The sequence below is a fragment of the Streptomyces sp. NPDC013455 genome (assembly GCF_040632975.1).
Lineage (GTDB): Bacteria > Actinomycetota > Actinomycetes > Streptomycetales > Streptomycetaceae > Streptomyces.
In genome coordinates this window covers 46,990-68,618 of record NZ_JBEYCX010000004.1, presented here as the reverse complement: position 1 = coordinate 68,618, position 21,629 = coordinate 46,990, and the positions used below count along the sequence as shown (strand labels likewise).

Here is a 21,629-nt window from a genome sequence, read left to right as displayed (position 1 = left end):
TGACCGCCTCCGGACGGCCATCGCCCGGGTGGCGTTGAAGGTTCCGGTGGCGTTCTCGGCCTGGTCGTAGAGGGAATCGATCCGCTGCCGCACCTCGTCGCGGTTCTCCGGCGCCATGGAAGACGTGCTCCTTCCTTGCCCCCTGGGGCAGTTGGGCGGCTCACCGGCTGAACGGGGGCGGCCTCGCGTCAACCTAGCCAACGTGTGTGCCTCGTGTGAAGGTTGAGAGGTGAAATGTCCGATACCTGTGTGCGATGTTCGGTGTCGTGTTCGGCCGAAGAAGTGTGGAGGCCGTAGTTTCCTGTGAGATCCCGGTGAATCGGCGAAGCTGTTGAACACAACGGCTCCGCCCTCCGTATGAGCCCGGGGAACTCCATGCCCGACCGGCGATCAGACACAGGGGACGACCTTGGTACGCAACAGGCGCAGACGCCCGACCCGCGCACGACGCGCGACCCTCGCAGCGGTCGCCCTGATGCTGGGCGGGACCGGACTCGTCGCGGCGAACGTCTACGCCTCGGCCGGCGAGAACTGGGGTGACGGATCCGGCGCCGACTCCACCGGACGCGTCCTCACCACCGGGATGGCGACCATCGACTGCCCCGACGTCGGCAACCGGCTGACGACCGTGCCCGAGGCCGCCCGCGCGGCCGTCGACCGTGAACTCGCCCAACTGGACCAGCAGACCGCGGCGGCGTACCGGCAGCTGCGGGAGGCGGGACGGCAAGGGCAGGACACCGGCTCCGCCGACGCCACGATCATGGACCCGCTGAAGGAGCGGCGGTCGGCGACCCTCGGGCGGATCGCCGACGCCATCGACCGGGCGGGGAAGCGCCCCGAGGGCCTGGACGCCCTGGCCGCCTGCACCCTGCGCCCCGGCGAGACGGCTCCCCCCACCGGCACCCCGGACGGCGGCGACGGCCAGGGGCAGAACGGCACCGGACAGGGGCAGAACGGCGCGGGCCAGGGGCAGAACGGCGCGGGCCAGGGCGGCAACGGACCCGTCGTGTCCGACTACGCGGACATCACCGCCGTACCGCCCGAACCGCCGGCCGCCGCGCCGCAGGCCGGAGCCTCCCGCGGCACCTTCACCTCGGACTGCGGGGTCAACGCGGGCGGCCTGTTCAACTCCGACAACGTCATCGTGGCCCCCGGCGTCTCCAACGGCGCCCACCACTTCCACGACTACGTCGGCAACCAGGCCAACAACGCCTTCGCGAGCGACGACGACCTGGCGGAGGCCGGCACGAGCTGCGCGGACCGGGGCGACAAGTCCTCGTACTACTGGCCGGTGCTGCGCCTGCAGAACGGCACCCAGGAGCGGGACGCCGGGGCACCGGGCGGCGGTACTGAGGGCAACGCGGGCCGGATCGTGACGCCCGAGGAGGTGACGCTGACCTTCGTGGGGAACCCGCGCGGCGAGATCACCGCCATGCCGCGCCTGCTGCGCATCATCACCGGCGACGCCAAGGCGTTCGTCAACGGACCGGGCAACGCCAACGCGTCCTGGAGCTGCACCGGTTACGAGGACCGCCAGCTGAAGGACAAGTACCCGCTGTGCCCGCCGGGCAGTGACGTGGTGCGCACCTTCCGGTTCCAGAGCTGCTGGGACGGCCGCAACATCGACAGCGCCAACCACCGCACCCATGTGGCCTTCGCGGCCGCCGACGGCTCCTGCCCGGCCGGCTTCCGGCCCATACCGCAGCTGGTGCAGCGCATCGTCTACGACGTGGCCGCACCGAGCCTGCGGGACGGCGGCCGCACCGTCCCCCTGTTCGCGGTGGACTCCTTCCCCGAGCAGCTGCACAAGCCCGTCACCGACCACGGCGACTTCATCAACGTCTTCGACGAGGACCTGATGCGCGAGATGGTCGACTGCATCAACTCCGGGCGCGCCTGCGGTTCCACCGCCGACGACTCCGGTACGACGCCCACGCCCACGGCGAGCCCGGGATCCGGCGCGACGCCCGCGCCCGGCGACGGCGCCGAGAAGGAGCCGGGCCGGGGCACGGCCACGGAACCCGGTGGCGGCGCCGCCGAGGAGCCCGGCGGAAGCGCCGCCCCCCAGCCCGGTGACGGCGGCGGCGAAGAGCCCGGTTCCGGCGGGGGCGAAGAGCCCGGTTCCGGCGGGGGCGGGGACTCCGGTTCCGGCGGGGGTGAGGAGCCCGGAGGGAGCGACACCTCCCTGCCCGCGCCCTCCGCCTCGGCTTCCCGTTCCGGCGACGCGCCACGGCTCGACGCGACGACCGCACCGGCCCGGACCACCCAGCGCGACACGCACGCCGCCGAGGTCCCGCCGGCCGGTTCCCCCGCACCACGGTCCACGCCGGCCCGCTCCGCACCCGCAGCACCGGCCCGTTCCGCACCCGCCGCCGCTACACCTGACCCGTCCGCGTCCGACTCCACCGCCTCGGGCCGGGGAACCGCCGCCGCGTACGCCCCGCCCGCGGCCGCGCGCACCGAACCCCGGGCGGCCGGGGGCGGTCTGGCGGAGACGGGGGCGCACCTGTGGCCCGCGGCCCTCGGCACCCTGCTCGCCCTGTCGGGACTGTTCATGCTGCTCCGCGCCAGGCGCCTGCGCTACTGACCACGAGCACACGCCGGCCGCACACACGGCGTGCCGACCGCGTAGGCCGCAAGCGCAAGCCGCAAGCCGCAAGCGCAAGCCGCAAGCGCAAGCCGCGAGCTGCCAACCGCGAGCCGCACGCCGTCCCGTGCCGGCGCCGCCCACTCACGGCGGCCACCTTGACGAGGGGTGGCCGCCGTGCCGCGCCTCCGCGGCACCCCCTTGTGGGAGCGCTCCCAAGTGAGTGAGGATGGCGTGCATGCCGTCCGTTGACCAAGCCGCCGTCATCCGGCCCTACCGTTCCACCGACCGCGCCGCCGTGGCCGACGTGTGCGTCCGCACCGCGCACCTCGGAGGCGACTCCCGGGCGATCTACCCCGACCCGGGTCTCATGCCGTCGATATTCGCCGAACCGTACTGCCACTTCGACCCCGGCCTCGCCTTCGTGCTGGACGACGGCACGGGCCGGGCCGTGGGATACATCGTCGGCACCGCGGACACCGAGCGCTTCGTCGCGGACTTCCGGCGGGAGTGGATCCCCCGGCTGAGCGGCCGCTACCCCGCGCCCGCCGCCCCGCCCCGCACGCCCACCGAGGAGATGATCGGCCTCCTGCACCACCCGGAGCGGATGCTCGTACCCGAACTCGCCGCCTACCCCGCCCACCTGCACATCGACCTGCTGCCGCGCTGGCAGGGGCGGGGGTACGGCCGCCGTCTGATGCGCACCTTCCTGGACGCCCTGCGCGGACAGGGCGTCCAGGCGGTCCACCTGGGCATGGTCACCGCCAACACCGCCGCCCGAGCCTTCTACGACCGGGTCGGCTTCCACCCGGTCCCGGTCGCGGACGCCGGCCCGCTCACCTACCTGGGCCGGACCACGGCCCGGGACTGAACGGGGCGCGCGGCGGCCCTCAGGCCAGCTTCAGGGTCCGCTTGGCGAGGTCGTACGCGGGCCGCATCTCCTCGTGCTCCTCGGTGTCCATGCCGCCGAGGTGCAGGACGACCGGGCCCTCGGGCGTGCTGACGGCGAAGGCGCTCTCCTTCTTCGTCTCCTCGAGGAGCTTGCTGGTGTAGAGGTACTCCACCTCCACCGCGGCGAGCCCGCCGCCGGTCTTGAAGGAACGGTACTTCTCCTTGCTGACGTTGTCCTCGGCGGCGACGAACGCGCGCAGCACGCCGCCCGCGTCCGCGTCGCCGGGCTCGCCGGTCCACACGCGCAGGAAGCCGATGTTGCCGGCCGGCTTGGCGTCGATCTCGCAGGCCGTGGTGACCGGACCCTGCCGGAGGAAGGCTTCGGCGAGCGCCCCGGTCAGGTCGCCGTCCTCACCCTTCGACGCCTTGCCCAGTTCCTTCTCCGCGTCGACCGGCTTGGCCTTCCAGTGCTTGGCCAGGCGGAAGCTCACGGGCAGTTCGCACGCGGAGCCGGCAGCGCCGATCGTGCCCCCGGTGGCGACGGCGGCGTCCTTGCCCGCCGAGCCCTTGCCCGTCGCCTCCTTGCCGGCCGAGTCCGTACCCCTCGTGCCCTTCGCGCCCGCCGAGGTGCGCGCGGACTTCTTCCCGCCGTCGTCCCCCGACTGCGCACATCCGCCGAGCACCGCCACCAGTGCCACCGCGACCACCGCTCGGCCGCCTACGGCCCCCACCCCGACCTGCACAGCTGTCTCCCCTTCGGTTGGAAGCCGTCACTGTAACCGAGGGCTTTCGACGATGCCGCACGCACGGCGGCGCACCGGCCGCGGGGTCATCCGGCCTCGCGCCGGGCCAGCAGGAACAGATGGGGTTCGGGCGTCGCCTCGGGATGGGCCGGGGTGAACGGCGCCTGCTCCCGCGCGAGCACGGCAAGGCCCGCTCCGGTCACCAGCCGGGTGAACGCCTCGGCGGTGAAGCTCGTCACCCGCACCGGCTGCCCCATGAAGACGCCCTCGGCGTCCTCCACGTCGAGCGGCACCGTCGCCAGGGCGACCAGGCCGCCGGGCCGCACCGCCCGGGCCAGCTTCGCCACGACGGCCGTCTGTTCGGCGCGGGACATCTGCAGCAGCGAGAAGTACGCGCACACGGCGTCGAACGAAGCCGGATCCAGCGGCGTCTCGCGGATGTCGGCGAGCCGGAACTCGGCCCCGGGCACCTGCCGGGCGGCCAGCTCCACCATGACCGGGGAGACGTCGACGCCGAGCACGCGGTGGCCGGCCTCGGTCAGTGTCCGCGCGGTCGGCCGTCCGGTGCCGCTGCCCACGTCCAGCACCCGGCTGCCCGGCGGGAGCAGTTCCAGCAGCCGGCGCAGCGACTCCCGGTGCGGTGCGGAGCCGGCGAACGCCTGCTCGTAGTCCAGGCCCAGCGCGTCGAACACGACCGCGGCCGGCGCCCGGTGGTCCTCCTCGGTCACGGCGACTCCTCCCGTCCTCCCTGCGGCGGCGCCCGGCCCGGGCCGTCACGGAGCCCGTTTGCCAGGGGCGGCGGACGCACGGCAGGGTGCCGCTTGTGCCTACCCTGCTGATCGTCCATCACACCCCCTCGCCGCACTGCCAGGCGCTGTTCGAGGCCGTCGTGTCGGGCGCCACCACACCGGAGATCGAGGGCGTCCGCGTCGTACGGCGGGCGGCCCTGTCCGCCACCGCCTCCGACGTGCTCGAAGCCGACGGCTACCTGCTCGGCACGCCCGCCAACCTCGGCTACATGTCCGGCGCCCTCAAGCACTTCTTCGACCAGATCTACTACCCCTGCCTGGACGAGACCCGGGGCCGCCCCTTCGGCTTCTACGTCCACGGCGGCAACGACGTCACCGGCGCCGTCCGTGCCGTGGAGACCGTCACCACCGGACTCGGCTGGCGCCGGGCGGCCGAGCCGGTGACCGTCACCGGCGCGCCGGACAAGGCGGCCACCCAGGCGTGCTGGGAGCTCGGCGCGACGGTCGCGGCGGGCCTGATGCCCGACGCCTGAGCTGCCCGGCGTCCGGCGGCACGGAGCCCCGCCGGCCTCGCGCGGCCACCGGAGTGATCTTCGTGTGACCCCACCCCGTGACCGGCGTGGACCGCAGCGCGCCCGTGGGCCGCTCTGTTAGTCCTTTTTGTGTGTTCATAGGACTGTTAGGGAGGTGTCGACGGGCTCTCGGCCCCCGTCTGCCCGCGGTGTTGCCCCTGCTCATGGCCGTGTCCGGGGTACCGGTGGGCCGAGCCGTCGCCGACGGGGCGGGAACCCACGGGCTCGCCCTGGAGGTCACCGTCGACACCAGGCCGGGCACGGAGGCGACCGACCCCGGCATCCGCGTCGGCCGCCCGCTGGTGAAGGCGTACCGGCTGATCAACCGCAGCGGGGCCGACCTGTACGACGTGCGGGTGAGCGACCCCGGCCTGCCGGACACCGCGATCCGCTGCATGGGCGGCGACCACATTCCCATGCTCCGCGGACTGGAGTCGGCGACCTGTACCGCCTGGTCCACCGCACGCCCGGGCACCTGGATCGCCGACGTCACCGCCGTCGGCCGCGTCCCGTCCCTCGGCGTGGAGCCCCGGGCCGTCGCCCGGTCCGGGTACGCCGGCGTCGGCGGACGGCTGTCACTCACCGAAACCGTCGTCACCGGCGCCGGAACCCTGGGCCGGGCCTTCGCCCTGGACCGGGCCACCGTCTTCTACGACGTGACCAACACCGGTGACCGGACCGTGTTCGACCTCCACCTCACCGACCCGGTGCTCCAGCCGCCCGCCATCGTCTGCGCGGTGGGCGGCGACTACGTCCCGAGCCTGGAACCCGGCGGATCGGTGCGGTGCGTGGCGACCGTGCAGCGGCCCCCCGGCCAGTACCTCAGCGAGGGGCACGTGACGGGAAGCGACCGGATCAAAACCCTCCGGCCGGACGGCTGCCCGGAGCCGCCGCCGCTGCTGAAGGCCCGTGCGACCGGCATGTTCTGGCTGCACCCACCGCTACCCGCGCCCCCGCCCCCGCCTCCACCCCCGCCGATCCCGCCCGCGCCCATCCCGCCCGCGCCGGTCCCGCCCGCGCCGGTCCCGCCCGCGCCGATCCCGCCCCCGGCGCCCGTGCCGCCGGTCCCCGCCCCACCGCCGGCCCCGCCGCTTCCCCCTCCCGTGCCAGTCCCTCCGGTTCCCCCGCCTGCCGTGCCCCCCGCCCCGCCGGTACTGCCGCTGCCGCCCGGAGCCGTGTTCCCACCGCCCCCACCCCTGCCCCCGCCCGCCGCCCCCGCGCCGGGCGTACCCGCACCTGGCGTACCCGCCCCCGTGCCCGGCGTGGCCGTGCCCGGCACTGCGGCGGGTACGACCACCGGGGCGGCGGGCGCGGCAGCCGGTGCCGCGGCGGGCGCGGGGGCGGGTGCCGCGGCCGCGGGAGCCGGAGTTGCCGGCGCGGGTGCGGCAGCGGCTCCGGGCGCCGCGGCAGCCGCCGGTGCCGCGGCAGCCGCCGGTGCGGCGGCGGGCGCGGGTGCGGGTGCGGCGGCGGGCGGAGCCGGTGTCGCGGCGGGTGCGGGCGTGGCGGCCGGAGCCGGTGTCGGTGTCGCGGCGGGTGCCGCTGCTGGTGTGGGCGCGGGCGCGGGTGCCGTACCCGGAGCTGGAGCCGGTGCCGGAGCTGGAGCCGGTGCCGCTGCCGGAGCCGGTGCCGCTGCGGGTGCGGCCGCGGGAGGCGCCGCGGCCGGGGGAGCAGCCGCGGCGGCCGGGGCGGCAGCGGCCGGAGGTGCGGTGGCTGGAGGTGCGGCGGCCGCAGCGGGGGCGGCTGGAGCGGCGGCGGGAGCCGCGGCCACCGGCGGTGGTGCGGGTGCCGCCGGCGCCGCCGCGGGCGCCTCGGCCGGCCAAGGCGGCGCCGGCGGGGGCGGGGCGACCGGTGGTCAGGCGACGGGCGGCGAGGCGGCCGGCGGTCAGTCCACGGGCGGTCAGTCCACCGGCGGGCAGACCGGTGGTCAGTCCACCGGCGGGCAGTCCGTCGGCGGGCAGACCGGTGGTCAGTCCACCGGCGGGCAGTCCGTCGGCGGGCAGACCGGTGGTCAGTCCACCGGCGGCCGGTCCACCGCCCCGAGCAGTGCCCCGGCCCGGCCTCCCCGCACCCCGCCCCGCCGGCCGTCCGGCACCTCCATCCTGGCCCGGTTCGTCCGGCCCGGTGGCGGCCCGACCGGGCTCGGCCTGCTCGTCGTGCTGTTCCTGATGCTGATCCCCGCCGTCCTCGCCGCCGCCCTCCTCGGCTCGCGGCGCATCGGCAAGTAGACCCCGCTCGTGCACCGGGCACACCGGCTCCGGCACCGAGCACACCGAGACGACAGGAGACCGAGCCGATGATCGAGATCTTCGCCGTCGTGCTGGGCATCGCCATGGTCGCCGCGGGCGTCGTGGTGGTCCGGCACCGCTACTGGCCCCCGGACCCGGAGGAGGAACCCCGCGAGGACGTCGCCGAGTACATCTCGATGATGGTCGGCGTGCTCTACGCCCTCGTCCTCGGTCTGTCGATGGTGTCCGTGTGGGAGACCCGGTCCGGTGCGGTGGGCCATGTGCAGGTGGAGGCGAGCGCCGCCCACCAGATCCGTCTGCTGGCCGCCGGGCTGCCGGCACTGGAGGGCGAACGGACCCGGGACGCCGTCGACGCGTACGTGCACCACGTCGTGTCCGCCGAATGGCCCGCCATGGCGCAGGGGCAGCCGCCGGGCCGGCGCGGCTGGGAGCTGCTGAACGACCTCCGGGCGGCCGGCCAGGTCCCCGCGGGCGCCTCACCGGCCCAGCAGGCCACGCTCCAGGAGACCCTGGCCCAGCTCAGCACCCTGGACGACGCCCGGCGCGGCCGGGAGGCGGACGTGGCCGACACCCTGTCACCCGTGCTGTGGTTCGGGCTGATCGTCGGCGGTGTGCTCACCGTGGCGTTCATGTTCATGTTCGGGGTGCGCCGGAGCTTCCCCCACGTGGTGATGGTGATGGGCCTGACGGCGCTCATCACCTTCACCGTGCTGCTGGTCTACCAGCTGAACGAGCCGTTCAACGGCATGTTCGCCGTCGACTCCACTCCTTTCACCCGCTACTTCACGGGCAGCTGACCGTGCGGCACCCGCCGGGCGGCCGCCTCGGGGGCCAGCCGGGCGGTGATCCGCCGCTGGTCCGGCCAGCGCACGTCGTACGCCCAGCCCCACCGTTCGAACCGGGCGATCAGCCAGGCGGTGAGGTCCGGCTGGCCGCGCAGCCCGCCGTGCCGGGCGCTGTTGGGGTCGGCGTGGTGGAGGTTGTGCCAGCCCTCGCCGAAGGTCAGCAGGGCCACCCAGGGCACGTCCCGGGACCGGTCGCGGGTGGAGTAGTGGCGCTCACCGAAGGCGTGGGCCACGGAGTTGACCGACCAGGTGACGTGGTGGACGACGGCGTACCGGACCAGGCTCGCCCAGAAGAAGGTGACCAGCGCGGCGTGCCCGTCCCGCGTGACCGCCCAGACCAGTGCGGGCGGCAGGCCAAGGGAGACGGCGATGGCCAGCGGATAGCAGCGGTCCAGGCGGCGCACGTCCGGGTCGGCGAGCAGATCGGGTGCGTAGCGCGGGTAGTTGGAGCGCACCGGCGAGGAGGAGAACCAGCCGACCTGGGCGTGCCACAGTCCCTTGAGCAGTGCTCGCCGGGTGGTGCCGTACTTCCACGGCGAGTGCGGGTCGCCCTCCCGGTCCGCGTGCTGGTGGTGGCGCCGGTGCTCGGCCACCCACATGGTGACCGGGCCCTCCATGGCCAGGCCGCCCGCGACACCCAGGGCGATCCGCAGGGGTCGTTTCGCCTTGAACGACAGATGGGTGAAGTGCCGGTGGTAGCCGGCCGTGATGCCCATGATGGACAGCGCGTACATCCCCGCGCCGAGGAACCCGTCGTACCAACGCGGCCCCCAGCCCCCGGCCAGGGCGACGGGCAGTGCCAGTGCCAGGACGGCCAGCGGGCCGACCACGAGCGTGAGCAGATAGCCGGTGCGCAGCGGCAGGCCGACCGGGACGGTGTCGGCGAGCGGGGCCCGCGGGTCCCCCGGGCGTTCGGCGGACGTGGTCACGGCGCGCCTCCCACGGGGAGGAGCGGGGGAGTGGAGGGGGTCATGTGCGGCGATTATGCGCGAGCCGTACGCGGGCGGAGCCCAGGCTCGACGGGCGGCACGGCACCCGGTGGGCATCCTCTACCTGGATGGATGAAGGTGCGGGCCCGCCCGCCCTGGCCGACCATGGGAGCGGGGCCGCGCCCGTCGACGCGGCCCATCCCGTGTCGTCGAGCCGAGGGAGCGCCGGATGGGAGCGGACGGCACCGCGCCGGGACGGCCCGCGCCGGACGGTCAGGACACCAGGGAACTGCTGCGCCGGTGCGCGCGGGACGTGGTCGAGGTCGCGGAGGGCGTCCGCGCGGTGTCCGCGCGCACCAGCACCGCGCTGTTCGACCCGGCCCTGTCCGCCTCCGCGCGCCGCCGGCCCCGCACCGGCCTCGCCGCCCAGTGGGCGCTGCTGCGGGCCCTGACCGACAAACAGGGCCTGGGCGGCTCGGCCATCGTCGCCCCCAAGGGCATGGGCCATGTGCTCGGCGCGGCCGGTGAGGTGCTCGGCCGGGAGAGCCTGGCCGCGCTGGTGGCGGTCACCTCGCTGCGGCTGAGGATCGCCGCCGTGCTCGTCGACCACCCGGAGTTCGGGCGCGATCCCGGCATGCGGCGGCTGACCGAGGCCGTCACCGCGGACCGGGACCTGGAGGCCGTACGGTCCCTGCGGGCCCTCTTCCGCGACCAGGGGGCCCAGCGCGCGCTGTCCGGGCTGGCCCCGCTGATGGCCGAACTGCTCGCCATCCGCGCCCTGCTGGACGAGGACCCGAAGAACGACGAGACCGGCTGGGCGCTCGCCGCCGGCCGGGAACTGTCCGCCGACCCGCTGCACGGCATCAGCGCCGCCCGTCTCGCGGGCATGGACAGGGGCGAGGGCGCCGCCGAGGCCGTCGACCTGACCGAGCAGGAACGCCAGGTCGTCGCCACGGAAGGGTCCTTCCTCGGCTTCCTGCGCAACATCGAGATGCTCTCCACCGACGGCCGGATCCTGATGCAGAACGTGCGCGGCCCGGACGGGGTGGTCCGCTACGTCCTCCAGGCCCCCGGCATGGCACCCGGCCGCCCCCGGAACGACTCCCCGCAGGACTTCATCGGCGCCTGGCGCAACCTGTTCATGACGGACTCGCCGTACACCCGCTCGATCCTGCTGGCGCTGGAGGACTACGGCATCCCGCGCGGTGCCGAACTGGCGCTGATCGGACACAGCGAGGGCGGTATCGCGGTGATGAACCTCGCCCAGGACGAGGAGTTCTGCCGCGCCTACCGGGTCACCCACGTCGTCACCGTCGGCTCCCCGGTCGACAGCAAGAGGCCCGCCGACCCGCGCACCTGGGTCGCCAGCATCACCAACCAGCACGACATCGTGCCCGTCCTCGACGGCCGTGGCGCGGGCTCCGCCTTCGACCCGCACCCCGGCTGGTACGAGGTCGACTACACCGGGCCCACCCACGAGTTCCCGCTGTGCCACATGCTCCACGAGTACATCGAGCACCTCAGGACCGTCATCCCCGAGGCCCGCGAGCGCGTCGACGAGGCGCTCACGGCCTACCGGGGCCCCGTCGTGCGCACCCAGGCGTACCAGCTGAAGGACCGCGCCAACCCGCCCGAGGGCTATCCGTTCCTCACCCTGCCCACCACCTCGGTCCCCACCACGGCGGGCCCGGTCGACGTGCCGGTGCGCTACTACGACTCCTCCGCCGCCCACCTGTGCTTCCCGGTCGACGCGGCCAGGGCCCGCGGCCTGCTGCCCGACGCCACCTGGATGACACCGAGCCGGCTCGGCCGGCGGGCCATGGCGGTGCTGTCGCTGTACGAGCACCGCTGCACCACGATCGGCCCGTACACCGAGATCGCCCTGTCCGTACTGGTGGACGACCTGTGGCGGCCCCGCCCCTACGACGTCGCCCTGGACCTCGTGCGCCGCGTCGACCTGCGGCGCACCGGCCGCCACGTCCTCTCCCTCGCCGTCAGCAGCGAGGAGGCCCGGGTGGTCGCCGAGGAGATCTGGGGCCAGCCCGCGCTGCGGATGACCGCCGAGGCCGACCTGATGGGCCGCGGGCTCCGCCTGCGCTCCCCCGACCTCGGGATCGCCGTCGACGGCCGCCTGGGCCGCGGCGTGCGCTGCCCCGAGGCCGACTGGATCCTCTACGGCCGCCGGGGCGAGAGCACGGTCCGCACCCTGGTCAGGGCCCACGGCAGGCTACGGCTGCACACCGGCGGCCGGATCCGGGTGCGGCTGGACACCGCGGCGGCCGAACCCTTCGCCGGGCAGCTGCGCCGGCTCGGCATCGACGCCGACCGGCCCCTGTTCGTCCTGACCTGCCCGCAGTTCATGCTCCACCGCAGCGCCGGCGCCGTCCTGCCGCGCTGAAGCCCCGTGAGTGAACCCCGTCCGTCCCCCAGCACCCGTGGGAGCACGCCATGGTGACCGAGTTCCCCGACGTCGACGTCACATCGTCCGAGACCGGACTCCTCGACCGCGTCGGCACCTTGCGGTCGGACGCCGATCTGATGGAGGAGTACGCCCGGCGGCTGTCCGCCACCGCGGCCACGCTGGCCGAGAGCCCGGCGGCACCGGAGTGGAGCCGTCCCACCCTGGAGCAGCAGGCCGCCGCCTGCCGTACGGCGGCGGAGCGGCTGCGCACCGCCGCCGAGGCGCTGCTCGCGCACGCCCGGGGCGGCAACGGCGGTCCGCTCGGCGGCAACGGCGGCCCGGCCCGCGGCAACGGCGGTCCGGTCCGCGGCAACGGCGGTCCGGTCCGCGGCAACGGCCGTCCGCGCCGCCGGAACGGCAGTTAGGGTCCGGCGGTCAAGGGCGGAGCGGCGGTCAGGGCCGGAGCGGCGGTCCGCCCGGCCGGGCGGCGACGGTCCGTCCGCCCGGCTGGGCGGCGACGGCGCCCCGCTCCGCGGTGGCCGGCCGCCGCGGAGCGCCCGCCTCGCGGCCCGGTCAGCGGGCCGCGGCCCGCGTGTCCGCCGAGCTCCGGCCGAGGGACACGAAGTAACGCTCCTTGTCCTCCGGCAGATTGCGGTGCACCAGGTCGGAGAAGCAGCGCGTCTCCCGGACGATCCGCAGACCCTCGGGTGAGAAGGTGGCGGGGGTGAACAGCCGGGGCGCGAGCAGCGGGTTGTTCAGCGCCTCGGAGAACGCGTCGACGGAGATGATGCGTTCGAGCAGCCGCCCGAAGATCGCCCCCGGCTCGGGCTCCTCCGCGAACAGTCCGACGTACAGGTCGATCGCGTCCACGTCGCCGTACGCGTCGGCCAGCGCCTCCTGCACCCGTGGGTCGCCGGAGATCTGCCGCGGGTCGGTGACCCGGGGGAAACCGTAGTAGGCGCGGTAGTCGTTGTACGAGGCCAGCCGCAGGTCGCGGCCGACGGCGACGCTGTGCGCCTCCAGCGGCAGCAGCAGCTCGTCCGTGTTGAACAGCCCCACCAGGCCGGCCGGCTGCCGGGACAGGTCCTCGAACAGCGGGCCCAGTCCCCTCTCCAGGAGGAGCCGCCCGTTGGCGATGGTCTGCGCCAGCGGCACCTCGCGCCCGCCGAGGGTGTACGTCGACGGGACGAGGCTGTGCCAGCGGTAGACCAGGCTGAACTCGATCGTCGCCCAGTTCTCCCGGTGCCACACCCCGCGGTCGGTGCGGACCGGATCCAGCACGAAGTCGAAGTGGTACGGGGTGATGTGGTTGATGTACTCCTCCAGCATCACCCGGATCATCATCACGATCAGCGTGTTGCGGGTGGTCTGGAAGAGGCGCTCGTCGTCCCAGTCCGGGTGCGCGGCGGCGAGGACGCCGGCGACCCGGTTGTGCTCGCGCAGGAACAGGACGTTCATCGCCATCGGCCCGATGTGCGCGTGCACCCGTTCGCCGCCGCACGCGAACAGGGTGTCCACGAACGGCTCGGGCACCTCGTCGAACCGGACCGGCCTGATCACCCGGAACTCGTCCCTGATCCGCCCGCCCTCGCACAGGGCGGGCGGGAACTCCGCCCCGTCGATGATCCGGCTCTTCAGCCGCCCGCCCGCGAAGGTGCGCAGGCACGCGGTGACCTCCTCGCGGTCGCCGTACAGCTGGGACATGTCCAGGGTGTGCGGCGAGTCGGTGCGGCGCGGGTCGCCGGTGGCCGCGTGACCGCGCAGGAAGCCGTCGGTGAACCACTGGGCGAACGCCGGCAGCAGCGCCGTGGACCGGGTGCAGTAGCGGCCCTCGCCCTCGCGCCGGAACAGCTCGGCGACCCTCTCGGGCGCGGGCAGCCCCGTCCGCACCTTCGCCACCGGCGGCAGGTGCCGGCCCACCCAGGTCCGGTCGGTCAGGGAGTCCCAGGAGGTGTACGGGGCCTTGGTGCTCAGCGGGTTGGGGCGCGGCGGTGCCTTCAGCACGGCCAGGTCCGTCAGCGTGGAGTTGAGCCGCCGGTGCAGCCACCGGCTGCGCCGCACCGCCCGCCAGGCCGGGCCGTAGTGGGTCAGCGCGTAAGTCTCGAACCGGTTGCGCAGTCCGTCCCGGGACCGGTCCCGGGCCCCGGTCCACGGCAGGGTCCCCGCCTGGGGCGAGCGAGACGTGACGGTCATGGGTCCTCCGGTCGGGTCGCGGGTCGGATCACCGGGTCAGGTCGTGGTCACGGCCGCACGGCCGGAGCGCACCCGGTAGTGCTGCGGGAACGGGGTGCCCGCGTAGTCCAGGTCACGTTCGCCGCCGGGCAGCGGGCGCACTCCGGGGCGCAGCAGCACCCGCCGCACCAGCTCCGGCACGATCACCTGGGCCGCGTACCGGCCGACGCAGTCGTGGGCGCCGTAGCCGAGCACGAGGTTGTGCGCGGGCGGGCGTCCGGGCCGGAACTCGGCGGGCGCGTCGAGCACCTCCTCGTCGAACATCGCCGACGCGAAGCAGGCCAGCACCACGCTCTTGGCGGGAATCAGGGTCTGCCGCGGGGTGCCCGCGGCCAGTACGTGGTCGCGCACGCACAGCCGGGGCGTGACCGGCACGAACGGGTGGAACCGCAGCGCCTCCCACACGAAGGCGTCGAAGCGGGCGGGGTCGCCCTCGCCCGCCGCGCGCTCCGCCTCGACCAGCACCTCGGGGCGCACGACGAGTTCCTTCAGCGCGGTGGCCGTGCACTGGGTGGCGTTCTGCTGGTAACCCGTGAGATAGCCGACCAGGTTCGCGTTGACCCGCTCGTCGTCGAAACCGTACTCGGCGGGCAGCCGGGTGCGCAGCATCCGGCCCAGCACGTCGTCGGGGCCGTCCGCGGGGTCCGCGGCCCGCCGGCGTGTGATCAACTCCGCCACCCGGTCGTGCAGTTCCCGGCCGGCCGTGACACCCGCCGCGTGGATCTCCGGATCCCGCCCGGGGTTGATGGCGAACGCCCACTGCATCCGGCGCGTGCAGGAGTGCAGCGTCTCCTCCTCGATGCCGTCGAACCCCAGGTAGGCGGCCGCGACCCGGGCGACGGCCAGCCGCGCGTAGTCCTGGACGAGGTCGAAGGTGTCCGTGCCCCGGGCGATCGCCTCGTCCAGCACCTGGTCGGCGATCCGCGCGGTCAGCTTCCGCACCCGTGGTGCGTCCTCCGCGGCGAGCACCAGCTGCCCGTACCCGCGCTCGCGCCAGTGCACGTCGGCGCCGTCCCGGGCGAGGATGAACGGCGCGCCGAGCACGTCCTCCAGCGCGGGGCCGAACACGCCCACGGTGAACGTCGTGGGCGCCGAGAGCACCTCCAGGACGTCGGGGTGCCGGGTGACGAACACCCCGACCGGTGTGCTGAACACCGGCCGGTGCGCGCGCAGCTCGGCGAAGAGCGCCGCCCTGCCGGTCGCCATGGTCTCCCGCAGCAGGGCCACCCGCTGCGGGACGTCGTCCTCCGGGATCGCGTCGTACGAGGCGAGGAAGTTCATGACGGCCATTCAGCCACCGGCACCGGGGCACCGCACGCCAAACAGGCATTCGGGGCAGTACGGTCATATGTGCGAGCGCGGTGCCGGTGAGCAACGGCCCCGGCAGACACGGCGGAGAGGAGTGCCCGATGCTGTCCGCATGGGCCGGGGCCCTGGTGCCCGTCTTCAGTGACACGAGCGTGAGCGGTGCCGGACAGCTGGCGCGGCCGCCCGGCACCGGATACGTCCTCGCCGCCAACCACACCTCGTTCTTCGACCCGGCACTGCTCCTCGGCACCCTGCACCGGCTCGGACTGCGGCCGGCCGTGCTCGCGACCGCGGGGCTGTGGCGGGTGCCCCTGCTGGGCCGGGTCCTCACCCGGGAGGGCCATGTGCCGGTGCACCGGGGCAGCCGCCGCGCCCCGGACGCGCTCCGGCACGCCGCCGACGCCCTCACCGCCGGTCGCGGGGTGCTGGTCTACCCGGAGGGCGGCCTGCCCCGGTACCGCGCCTCCCACGACCGCCCGCCCGGACGCCTGAAGTCCGGGGTCGTCCGGCTCGCGCTGTCCACCGGGGCCCCGGTGATCCCGATCGGCCACGCGGGCGCCCGCAGGGTCTCCTCCGGCAGCCGCGCCAAGCAGCTCGCGGGCTGGGCCACCGCGCCCGTGCGCCGACCCCGCGTCCACGTGCACTTCGGTCCCGCCCTGCACCTCGACACCTGCGAGCGCCCGCTGGACGACCTGGAGGACGCGCTGGCCCGGGCCTGGTCGAGCGCGGTCCGCGCCCTGGACGCCGGCTCCGGCGACGACGGCCGCCTGCCCGCCGGGCAGCACTGACTGCCTGCGTCCGGTTCGGGCATCCGGGTGGTAGCACCCGCCGGCCTGGGCCGAACGGGTCGTGGCGGACCGCGGCGGCACCCCCCGGCCCGGATAATCACGCCTCATGCATCAGGTTGAAGCAGGCGCGCGGCGGGCCCCGGTCGCCGTCACCGGTCTCGGACTGGTCACCCCGGCGGGCGTCGGCCGCGAAGCGGCCTGGAAGGGCCTGTGCGCCGGGCGGTCCACCGCCACCGCCGACCCCGCTCTGGCCGGCCTGCCCGTCGCCTTCTCCTGCCAGGTACCCGGGCTGGACGCGGCCGCCCTGCTCGGCCACCGGCTGGCCCGCCGGCTCGACCGGTTCACCACCTTCGCACTGCTGGCCGCCCGTGAGGCCGTCGCCGACGCCGGGCTCGCGCCCGGCGCCTGGGACGGGGCCCGGATCGGCGTGGTGATGGGCGTCGGCACCGGGTCCATGCAGGGCTGGCAGGCCGAGTTCGACCGGCTCGCCGCCCACGTCCCGGACCGGGTCTCCCCGCTCGCGCTGCCGCGCAGCGTGCCCAACATGGCCGCCGCCGAGATCGCCCTGGACCTCGGCGCGCGCGGCCCCAACATGGTGGTCAGCACCGCCTGTGCCTCCGGCACCAGCGCGATCGGCCTGGCCCGGGACTGGCTGCTGTCCGGCCACTGCGACCTGGTCCTGGCCGGCGGCAGCGAGTCGGCCCGGCTGCGGATGACCGCCGCCTGCTTCGCCCAGATGCGCGCCCTGTCCCGCCGCGCCCACTCACCGGACGCCGCCTCCCGCCCGTTCGACCGCGACCGCGACGGCTTCGTCCTCGGTGAGGGCGCCGCCGTCCTGGTCCTGGAACGCACCGAGGACGCCCGTGCGCGGGGCGCACGGCCCGAGGCCCTCCTCGCCGGGTTCGGCGCCTCCTGCGACGCCCACCACTTCACCGCCCCGCACCCCGACGGCGACGGCGCCGCCCGCGCCGTGCGCGGTGCCCTCGCCGACGCCGGCCTCGCCCCCGAGGACATCGACCACGTCAACGCGCACGGCACCGCCACCCCGCAGGGCGACGCCGCCGAGCACAACGCGCTGCACCGGGTCTTCCGCCGGCCCCCGCCCGTCACCGCCGTCAAGGGCGCCATCGGGCACGCCATCGGCGGGGCCGGGGCCATCGAGGCCGCCTGCACCGTGCTGACCCTGCGCCACCAGCTGATCCCGCCCACCGCCAACCTCGACACCCTCGACCCGGCCATGGACCTGGACGTCGTCGTCAAGGTGCCCCGTCCGCACCGGATGCGGGCCGCCGTCAGCAACTCCTTCGGTTTCGGTGGCCAGAACGCCGTGCTCGCCTTCACCGCCGTCGACTGACCCGCCGCCCCGGCCGGGGAACGTCGCCCTGTCCTCGGAGCTCTCCGGATCCACCCCGCCGGCCCCCGGCGCCCGTTCCTGGCCCACCGGCGAGCACACCACCGGTACCCCGGCCGGGACGGCGACCCGCACTCGCCCTGGCGGTACGGCCGCTCACCCCGGGCCCTGACCCCGGGCGGCCGCGCGGCCGCCCGGGCGGGGTGCTGCCGGGGCCCGTGACGGCGCCCGCTCAGCAGCAGTGGGCCGGTGCCCTGGTGTCGTGCCGGTGCCAGACGGCGTCCACCACCCGGCCGTCCGGCAGCGTGTGCCGGGCCGGCCCGTGGTCGGGGACGAGACCCGCGCCGGCCAGGGACCGCCGGCTCGCGGTGTTCCCTGGCTCGGCCCCCGCCCGGACCGTGACCAGGCCGACATGGGTGTGGGCCAGCTCCACGCCCGCCCGGAACAGCTCCGCCCCCAGACCCCGGCCGCGGTGGTCCGGCGCCAGCCAGCCGCCCATCTCGCCCGTCCGGTGCTGCAGTTCCAGGGCTCCGGCGTAACTGAGGTCGGACCGGCACACGCAGACCAGCAGGAGCGGGTCGTCCGGATCGGGCGCGTACGGCTCGGCCAGCTCGCGCGGGACGCGCCGGCCGTCGTCACCGGCGGGCCGCCAGTCCAGCAGGGCCCGGCGGACACCGGGGTCGGGCAGCACCTCGTCGGCCTGGGTGCCCAGCCAGCGCTGCGCCGCGGCGTCCGCGCTCGCGGCGAGCGCGGCCATCACGTCCAGCCGGGTCCGCGGTGTGAACAGCAGCAGCCGTTCGGTGGCCAGCACATGCCGCCCGGGCGCGCACCGCCCCGGCACCGGCAGACCGGACACGGCCCGGCGACGGCGGATCAGCGACCAGACCATGGAACCCCCGGGCGGTGGGCGGCGGCGCGGCCCCGGCCTTCCCGGCCGGACGGCACGCGCGGTGAACGCGGGACCGGCGCCGAAGCCACCGCCCCCGGATGCGGTCCACCCGCACCGGCGGAGAATCTAGCGGGTCGCGGGGGCGGACACCGGGCGGGGTGCGGCTCGCCGGAACGCGGCCCGGACGCCGGGGGGGCAAGCACTCCGCCCCGCACCGGAGAGGGTGCGGGGCGGAGCGGGGGGCGACCTGTCGGCCGAAAAAGCGGATCGTGCGGCGGTCCACCGCCGCCGGCTCCTACACCGGTTCGGGTTGCGGTGCCGGCTGCCGCACCGGCACGGCCTGCGGATCCCACAGCCTGGTGGTCCGCACGTACAGGTGCACGACCGAGGCCGCCGCCAGGACGACAAGCGGACCGAACAGCCACGGATAGGTGGCCATCTCCATCGGCAGGAAGCGATAGGAGAGCAGCAGCGCGGCGAAGACCGCCGCACCGTAGCCGACCAGCCGGGTCCCCGACCGGTCCCAGCCGCGGGCCTGCGAGCGCAGGCCCGCCTCGATCGTGAGCGTGAAGACCACACCGGCGACGATGTCCGCGCCGTAGTGGTAGCCGAATCCCAGCGTCGCGCCGAGCGTGGCGATCAGCCAGAAGGTGCCCGCGTACCGCATGACGCGCGGGCCCTTGCGGGAGTGGATGAAGATGGCGGTGGCCCACGCCGTGTGCAGGCTCGGCATGCAGTTGCGCGGGGTCAGCCCGTCGTACGTCATGTGGTGCGGGGCGGTGAGCGGTGTCGGCGTGTGCGGCCACAGGTTGGCCGCCGCCCACTCCAGGCCGCCGGTGCCGGAGGCGCCCGGGCCGTAGGCGAAGATCGGTCCGACCACCGGGTAGATCATGTAGATGCCCGGTCCCAGGAGACCGATGACCAGGAACGTGCGCACCAGATGATGGGCCGGGAAGCGGCGCTCGACCGCCACATGGCGCAGCTGGTACAGCGAGACGACGACCGCCGCCAGCGCGAGCTGGACGTAGACGTAGTCGAGGATGTGGTAGCCGACCGGACCCGAGGCCCTGACGAGCCGGCCCACCACCCACGACGGGTTGCCCAGCGCGTGATCGGCGGTCGCCACGTACTGGTCGAGCACCGACGGGCGGCTCTTCGCCGTGATGTACAGCCAGGTGTCGCCGGTCTTGCGGCCGGCCACCAGCAGCAGGCCCAGCCCGACGCCCTTCAGCAGCAGCACGCGTTCCCGGCCCGTGCGGCGCGTGACGGCGATGACCGCACAGCCCAGGAGCACCCACAACGCGCCGCTGCCGAAGGGGTGGCCGGGGGAGATCGGGATGCCGGCCGCCCAGCGCACCAGGAAGAAGACGGCGTCGATGCCCAGCGCGACACCGGCCGCGATGAGCCGCTGCCGCCAGGTGAGCACCACCATCATCAACGCCATGGCGCCGTAGAGGAGGAAACCCGATTTCGGCGGGAACAGCACCTCGCGCACCTGGTTGGTCATCGGCCCCGGCAGGCCGTAGTGCCGCGCGGTGATCTCCAGCGCGATGAGGAATCCGAGGGCCGTCACCGAGACGGTCGCCCACAGTATCGCCCGCGGCTGACGCCACGCGGCGACCTCGGTTCTGCCGTTTATTCGCGGAGACACCCGCGATTGTCTAGGTATCAATTGTTTGGCCGATGTGTGAGATGTCGGTTTGAACGGGTCGATTCCAGCGCGTGAGTCCGAGGATGATATCGGAGCGGTGCGGGCGGGAATTCGCTGGTCGGGCACGCTGCGGCGGGCCGGGTGGTCGCCCCCGGGCGGTCACGCGCCGGCGGTCCGACGCGGAGGGGGCCGGTACGCCGGTCCCGGCTCACTCCGGGCCCCGGCGGTGCCGCGCTCGTCAAGGGCGCGCAGGGCCCGCGCCGTCACCGCGCCGCCTGCCGGCGCCGAACCCGCTCGCTTCACAGCCTCCGCCCCCTTTGGTGCCATCCGGGCACCCTACCTGGCGGTGCCCCACCGGCTGGGAGCCGAGGTGGCGCCGGTGGCCGGACCCCCGTCAAGCAGGCAGCGCAACCGGCAAGTTGAAATTTGCAAGTGGCCATGTGCATGCTGCGTCCGGCAGAACGTGATCGAATGGGCGGGCCGATCGCGTACGAGGGTGCACCCGGACCACAACCGAGGAGGTGGGCGTGACCACGGAGACCGACTGGGGCGGCGCCCCTTCCGTGCTGCGCATGATCCTCGGCAGACAGCTGGAGGACCTGCGCACCCGGGCCGGCCTCAGCTACGACGAGGCGGGCGCGGCCATCGGGGTCAGCCACTCGACGATCCGCCGCATGGAGGCCGCCAAGGTGGCCCGGCTGCGGCTCGCGGACGCCGAGAAACTCCTCCAGGTGTACGGCGTCACCGACCCGCAGGAGATCGGCACCTTCCTCCGGTCCGTGCGCGAGGCCAACAAGCGGGGCTGGTGGCACGCCTACCGCGACGTCGTGCCCGACTGGTTCGCCGCCTACCTCAGCCTGGAGCAGGCGGCCGTCCAGATCCGCGCGTACGAGGACCAGTTCGTGCACGGCCTGCTCCAGACCGAGGACTACGCCCGCGCCCTGCTCACCGCGGCCCATCCGCACGCCTCCGCCGAGGCCACCGAACGCCGGGTCGCGCTGAGCATGCGCCGCCAGGAGCTGCTGACCAGGCCGGAGCCGCCGCGGCTGTGGGTGGTGATGGACGAGACCGCGCTGCGCCGGCCGGTCGGCGGCCCCGACGTGATGCGCGCGCAGATCGACCACCTCATCGAGGCCGGCCGGCTGCCCCACGTCACCGTGCAGCTGATGCCGTTCGCCCACGGACCGCATCCCGCCCTGTGGGCCGGAGCCTTCCACCTTCTGCGGTTCCGCGCCCGCGAACTGCCCGACATCGCCTACCGCGACGGGCTCGTCGGGGCCGCCTACCTGGACAAGGCCGACGACGTCGTGGTCCACCGGGAGGCACTGGACCGGCTGAGCGCCCAGGCCGCGCCCGCCAGGAAGACCGAGTCCCTGCTCGGTGCGCTGCGTGAGGAGTGGTGACCGGCCCCCGCCCCGCACCCGCCCACGCGAAGCCCCCGACCCCC

The 21,629-nt window shown here is 74.8% G+C and carries 17 protein-coding genes; 10 read left to right on the top strand and 7 right to left on the bottom strand.

Annotation, left to right across the window (positions count from 1 at the left end; all coding sequences use genetic code 11):
* Window positions 1–475: 475 nt before the first annotated feature.
* Together ABZ576_RS08975 and ABZ576_RS08970 are read left to right on the top strand one after the other, a co-directional pair.
* The gene (locus tag ABZ576_RS08975) at window positions 476–2,587 is read left to right on the top strand and encodes a DUF1996 domain-containing protein (protein ID WP_360738379.1); all 2,112 of its coding nucleotides are present in this window, start codon (window positions 476–478) and stop codon (window positions 2,585–2,587) included.
* Window positions 2,588–2,825: 238 nt separating this feature from the next.
* Window positions 2,826–3,458 (top strand): GNAT family N-acetyltransferase, encoded by a 633-nt coding sequence (locus tag ABZ576_RS08970; RefSeq protein ID WP_360737768.1) that lies wholly within the window; start codon window positions 2,826–2,828, stop codon window positions 3,456–3,458.
* 19 nt (window positions 3,459–3,477) lie between these two features.
* Here the strand turns inward: ABZ576_RS08970 and ABZ576_RS08965 are convergent, their stop codons facing one another.
* Together ABZ576_RS08965 and ABZ576_RS08960 are read right to left on the bottom strand one after the other, a co-directional pair.
* Entirely contained in the window at window positions 3,478–4,221 is a 744-nt protein-coding gene (locus ABZ576_RS08965; RefSeq protein ID WP_360737766.1) for a lipoprotein, read from the bottom strand.
* 86 nt (window positions 4,222–4,307) lie between these two features.
* Window positions 4,308–4,949, bottom strand: coding sequence for a class I SAM-dependent methyltransferase (locus ABZ576_RS08960; protein WP_360737764.1), 642 nt, complete (start codon window positions 4,947–4,949; stop codon window positions 4,308–4,310).
* A gap of 95 nt (window positions 4,950–5,044) precedes the next feature.
* Here ABZ576_RS08960 and ABZ576_RS08955 point away from each other — a divergent pair, with 95 nt between their 5' ends.
* From ABZ576_RS08955 to ABZ576_RS08945, 3 genes are all read left to right on the top strand, one after another.
* Entirely contained in the window at window positions 5,045–5,503 is a 459-nt protein-coding gene (locus ABZ576_RS08955) for an NAD(P)H-dependent oxidoreductase (protein ID WP_360737761.1), read from the top strand.
* Window positions 5,504–5,706: 203 nt separating this feature from the next.
* Window positions 5,707–7,767 (top strand): hypothetical protein, encoded by a 2,061-nt coding sequence (locus tag ABZ576_RS08950; protein ID WP_360737759.1) that lies wholly within the window; start codon window positions 5,707–5,709, stop codon window positions 7,765–7,767.
* 68 nt (window positions 7,768–7,835) lie between these two features.
* Window positions 7,836–8,585, top strand: a complete 750-nt coding sequence (locus ABZ576_RS08945; protein WP_360737757.1) for a hypothetical protein — start codon at window positions 7,836–7,838, stop codon at window positions 8,583–8,585.
* On the opposite strand, the gene ABZ576_RS08940 is transcribed toward ABZ576_RS08945, so the two are convergent.
* Window positions 8,567–9,562: an acyl-CoA desaturase gene (locus tag ABZ576_RS08940; protein ID WP_360737754.1), complete on the bottom strand. Its 996-nt coding sequence runs from the start codon at window positions 9,560–9,562 to the stop codon at window positions 8,567–8,569. The two genes, ABZ576_RS08945 and ABZ576_RS08940, sit on opposite strands and share 19 nt — an antisense overlap.
* 229 nt (window positions 9,563–9,791) lie before the next feature.
* On the opposite strand from ABZ576_RS08940, the gene ABZ576_RS08935 reads away from it, so the two are divergent.
* Together ABZ576_RS08935 and ABZ576_RS08930 are read left to right on the top strand one after the other, a co-directional pair.
* A complete protein-coding gene (locus tag ABZ576_RS08935) occupies window positions 9,792–11,960 on the top strand; it encodes a hypothetical protein (RefSeq protein WP_360737751.1) in 2,169 nt (722 codons plus the stop codon).
* Window positions 11,961–12,010: 50 nt separating this feature from the next.
* Window positions 12,011–12,388 carry a hypothetical protein gene (locus tag ABZ576_RS08930; protein WP_360737749.1) on the top strand — a complete coding sequence of 126 codons (378 nt, stop codon included), beginning with the start codon at window positions 12,011–12,013 and terminating at the stop codon, window positions 12,386–12,388.
* Window positions 12,389–12,536: 148 nt separating this feature from the next.
* On the opposite strand, the gene ABZ576_RS08925 is transcribed toward ABZ576_RS08930, so the two are convergent.
* Together ABZ576_RS08925 and ABZ576_RS08920 are read right to left on the bottom strand one after the other, a co-directional pair.
* Window positions 12,537–14,156 (bottom strand): peroxidase family protein, encoded by a 1,620-nt coding sequence (locus ABZ576_RS08925; RefSeq protein WP_360737746.1) that lies wholly within the window; start codon window positions 14,154–14,156, stop codon window positions 12,537–12,539.
* 36 nt (window positions 14,157–14,192) lie between these two features.
* Complete coding sequence (locus ABZ576_RS08920) at window positions 14,193–15,485, bottom strand: cytochrome P450 (protein WP_360737743.1); 1,293 nt, start codon at window positions 15,483–15,485, stop codon at window positions 14,193–14,195.
* A 119-nt stretch (window positions 15,486–15,604) separates the two neighbouring features.
* Here ABZ576_RS08920 and ABZ576_RS08915 point away from each other — a divergent pair, with 119 nt between their 5' ends.
* The gene (locus ABZ576_RS08915) at window positions 15,605–16,291 is read left to right on the top strand and encodes a lysophospholipid acyltransferase family protein (protein ID WP_360737741.1); all 687 of its coding nucleotides are present in this window, start codon (window positions 15,605–15,607) and stop codon (window positions 16,289–16,291) included.
* A 106-nt stretch (window positions 16,292–16,397) separates the two neighbouring features.
* Window positions 16,398–17,645: a beta-ketoacyl-[acyl-carrier-protein] synthase family protein gene (locus tag ABZ576_RS08910; protein WP_360737738.1), complete on the top strand. Its 1,248-nt coding sequence runs from the start codon at window positions 16,398–16,400 to the stop codon at window positions 17,643–17,645.
* 229 nt (window positions 17,646–17,874) lie between these two features.
* On the opposite strand, the gene ABZ576_RS08905 is transcribed toward ABZ576_RS08910, so the two are convergent.
* Window positions 17,875–18,531 (bottom strand): GNAT family protein, encoded by a 657-nt coding sequence (locus tag ABZ576_RS08905; RefSeq protein WP_360737736.1) that lies wholly within the window; start codon window positions 18,529–18,531, stop codon window positions 17,875–17,877.
* 295 nt (window positions 18,532–18,826) lie between these two features.
* Window positions 18,827–20,125, bottom strand: coding sequence for a phosphatase PAP2 family protein (locus ABZ576_RS08900; protein ID WP_360738377.1), 1,299 nt, complete (start codon window positions 20,123–20,125; stop codon window positions 18,827–18,829).
* Window positions 20,126–20,709: 584 nt separating this feature from the next.
* On the opposite strand from ABZ576_RS08900, the gene ABZ576_RS08895 reads away from it, so the two are divergent.
* The gene (locus tag ABZ576_RS08895; RefSeq protein ID WP_360737734.1) at window positions 20,710–21,585 is read left to right on the top strand and encodes a helix-turn-helix transcriptional regulator; all 876 of its coding nucleotides are present in this window, start codon (window positions 20,710–20,712) and stop codon (window positions 21,583–21,585) included.
* Window positions 21,586–21,629 lie beyond the last annotated feature (44 nt).

Excerpts from the sequence above, each read along its gene's own strand:
- ABZ576_RS08975 (WP_360738379.1), top strand. The coding sequence starts at position 476 with ATGCTGGGCGGGACCGGACTCGTCGCGGCGAACGTCTACGCCTCGGCC.
- ABZ576_RS08970 (WP_360737768.1), top strand. The coding sequence starts at position 2,826 with ATGCCGTCCGTTGACCAAGCCGCCGTCATCCGGCCCTACCGTTCCACC.
- ABZ576_RS08950 (WP_360737759.1), top strand. The coding sequence starts at position 5,707 with ATGGCCGTGTCCGGGGTACCGGTGGGCCGAGCCGTCGCCGACGGGGCG.
- ABZ576_RS08945 (WP_360737757.1), top strand. The coding sequence starts at position 7,836 with ATGATCGAGATCTTCGCCGTCGTGCTGGGCATCGCCATGGTCGCCGCG.
- ABZ576_RS08935 (WP_360737751.1), top strand. The coding sequence starts at position 9,792 with ATGGGAGCGGACGGCACCGCGCCGGGACGGCCCGCGCCGGACGGTCAG.
- ABZ576_RS08930 (WP_360737749.1), top strand. The coding sequence starts at position 12,011 with ATGGTGACCGAGTTCCCCGACGTCGACGTCACATCGTCCGAGACCGGA.
- ABZ576_RS08925 (WP_360737746.1), bottom strand. The coding sequence starts at position 14,156 with ATGACCGTCACGTCTCGCTCGCCCCAGGCGGGGACCCTGCCGTGGACC.
- ABZ576_RS08920 (WP_360737743.1), bottom strand. The coding sequence starts at position 15,485 with ATGGCCGTCATGAACTTCCTCGCCTCGTACGACGCGATCCCGGAGGAC.
- ABZ576_RS08915 (WP_360737741.1), top strand. The coding sequence starts at position 15,605 with ATGCTGTCCGCATGGGCCGGGGCCCTGGTGCCCGTCTTCAGTGACACG.
- ABZ576_RS08910 (WP_360737738.1), top strand. The coding sequence starts at position 16,398 with ATGCATCAGGTTGAAGCAGGCGCGCGGCGGGCCCCGGTCGCCGTCACC.
- ABZ576_RS08905 (WP_360737736.1), bottom strand. The coding sequence starts at position 18,531 with ATGGTCTGGTCGCTGATCCGCCGTCGCCGGGCCGTGTCCGGTCTGCCG.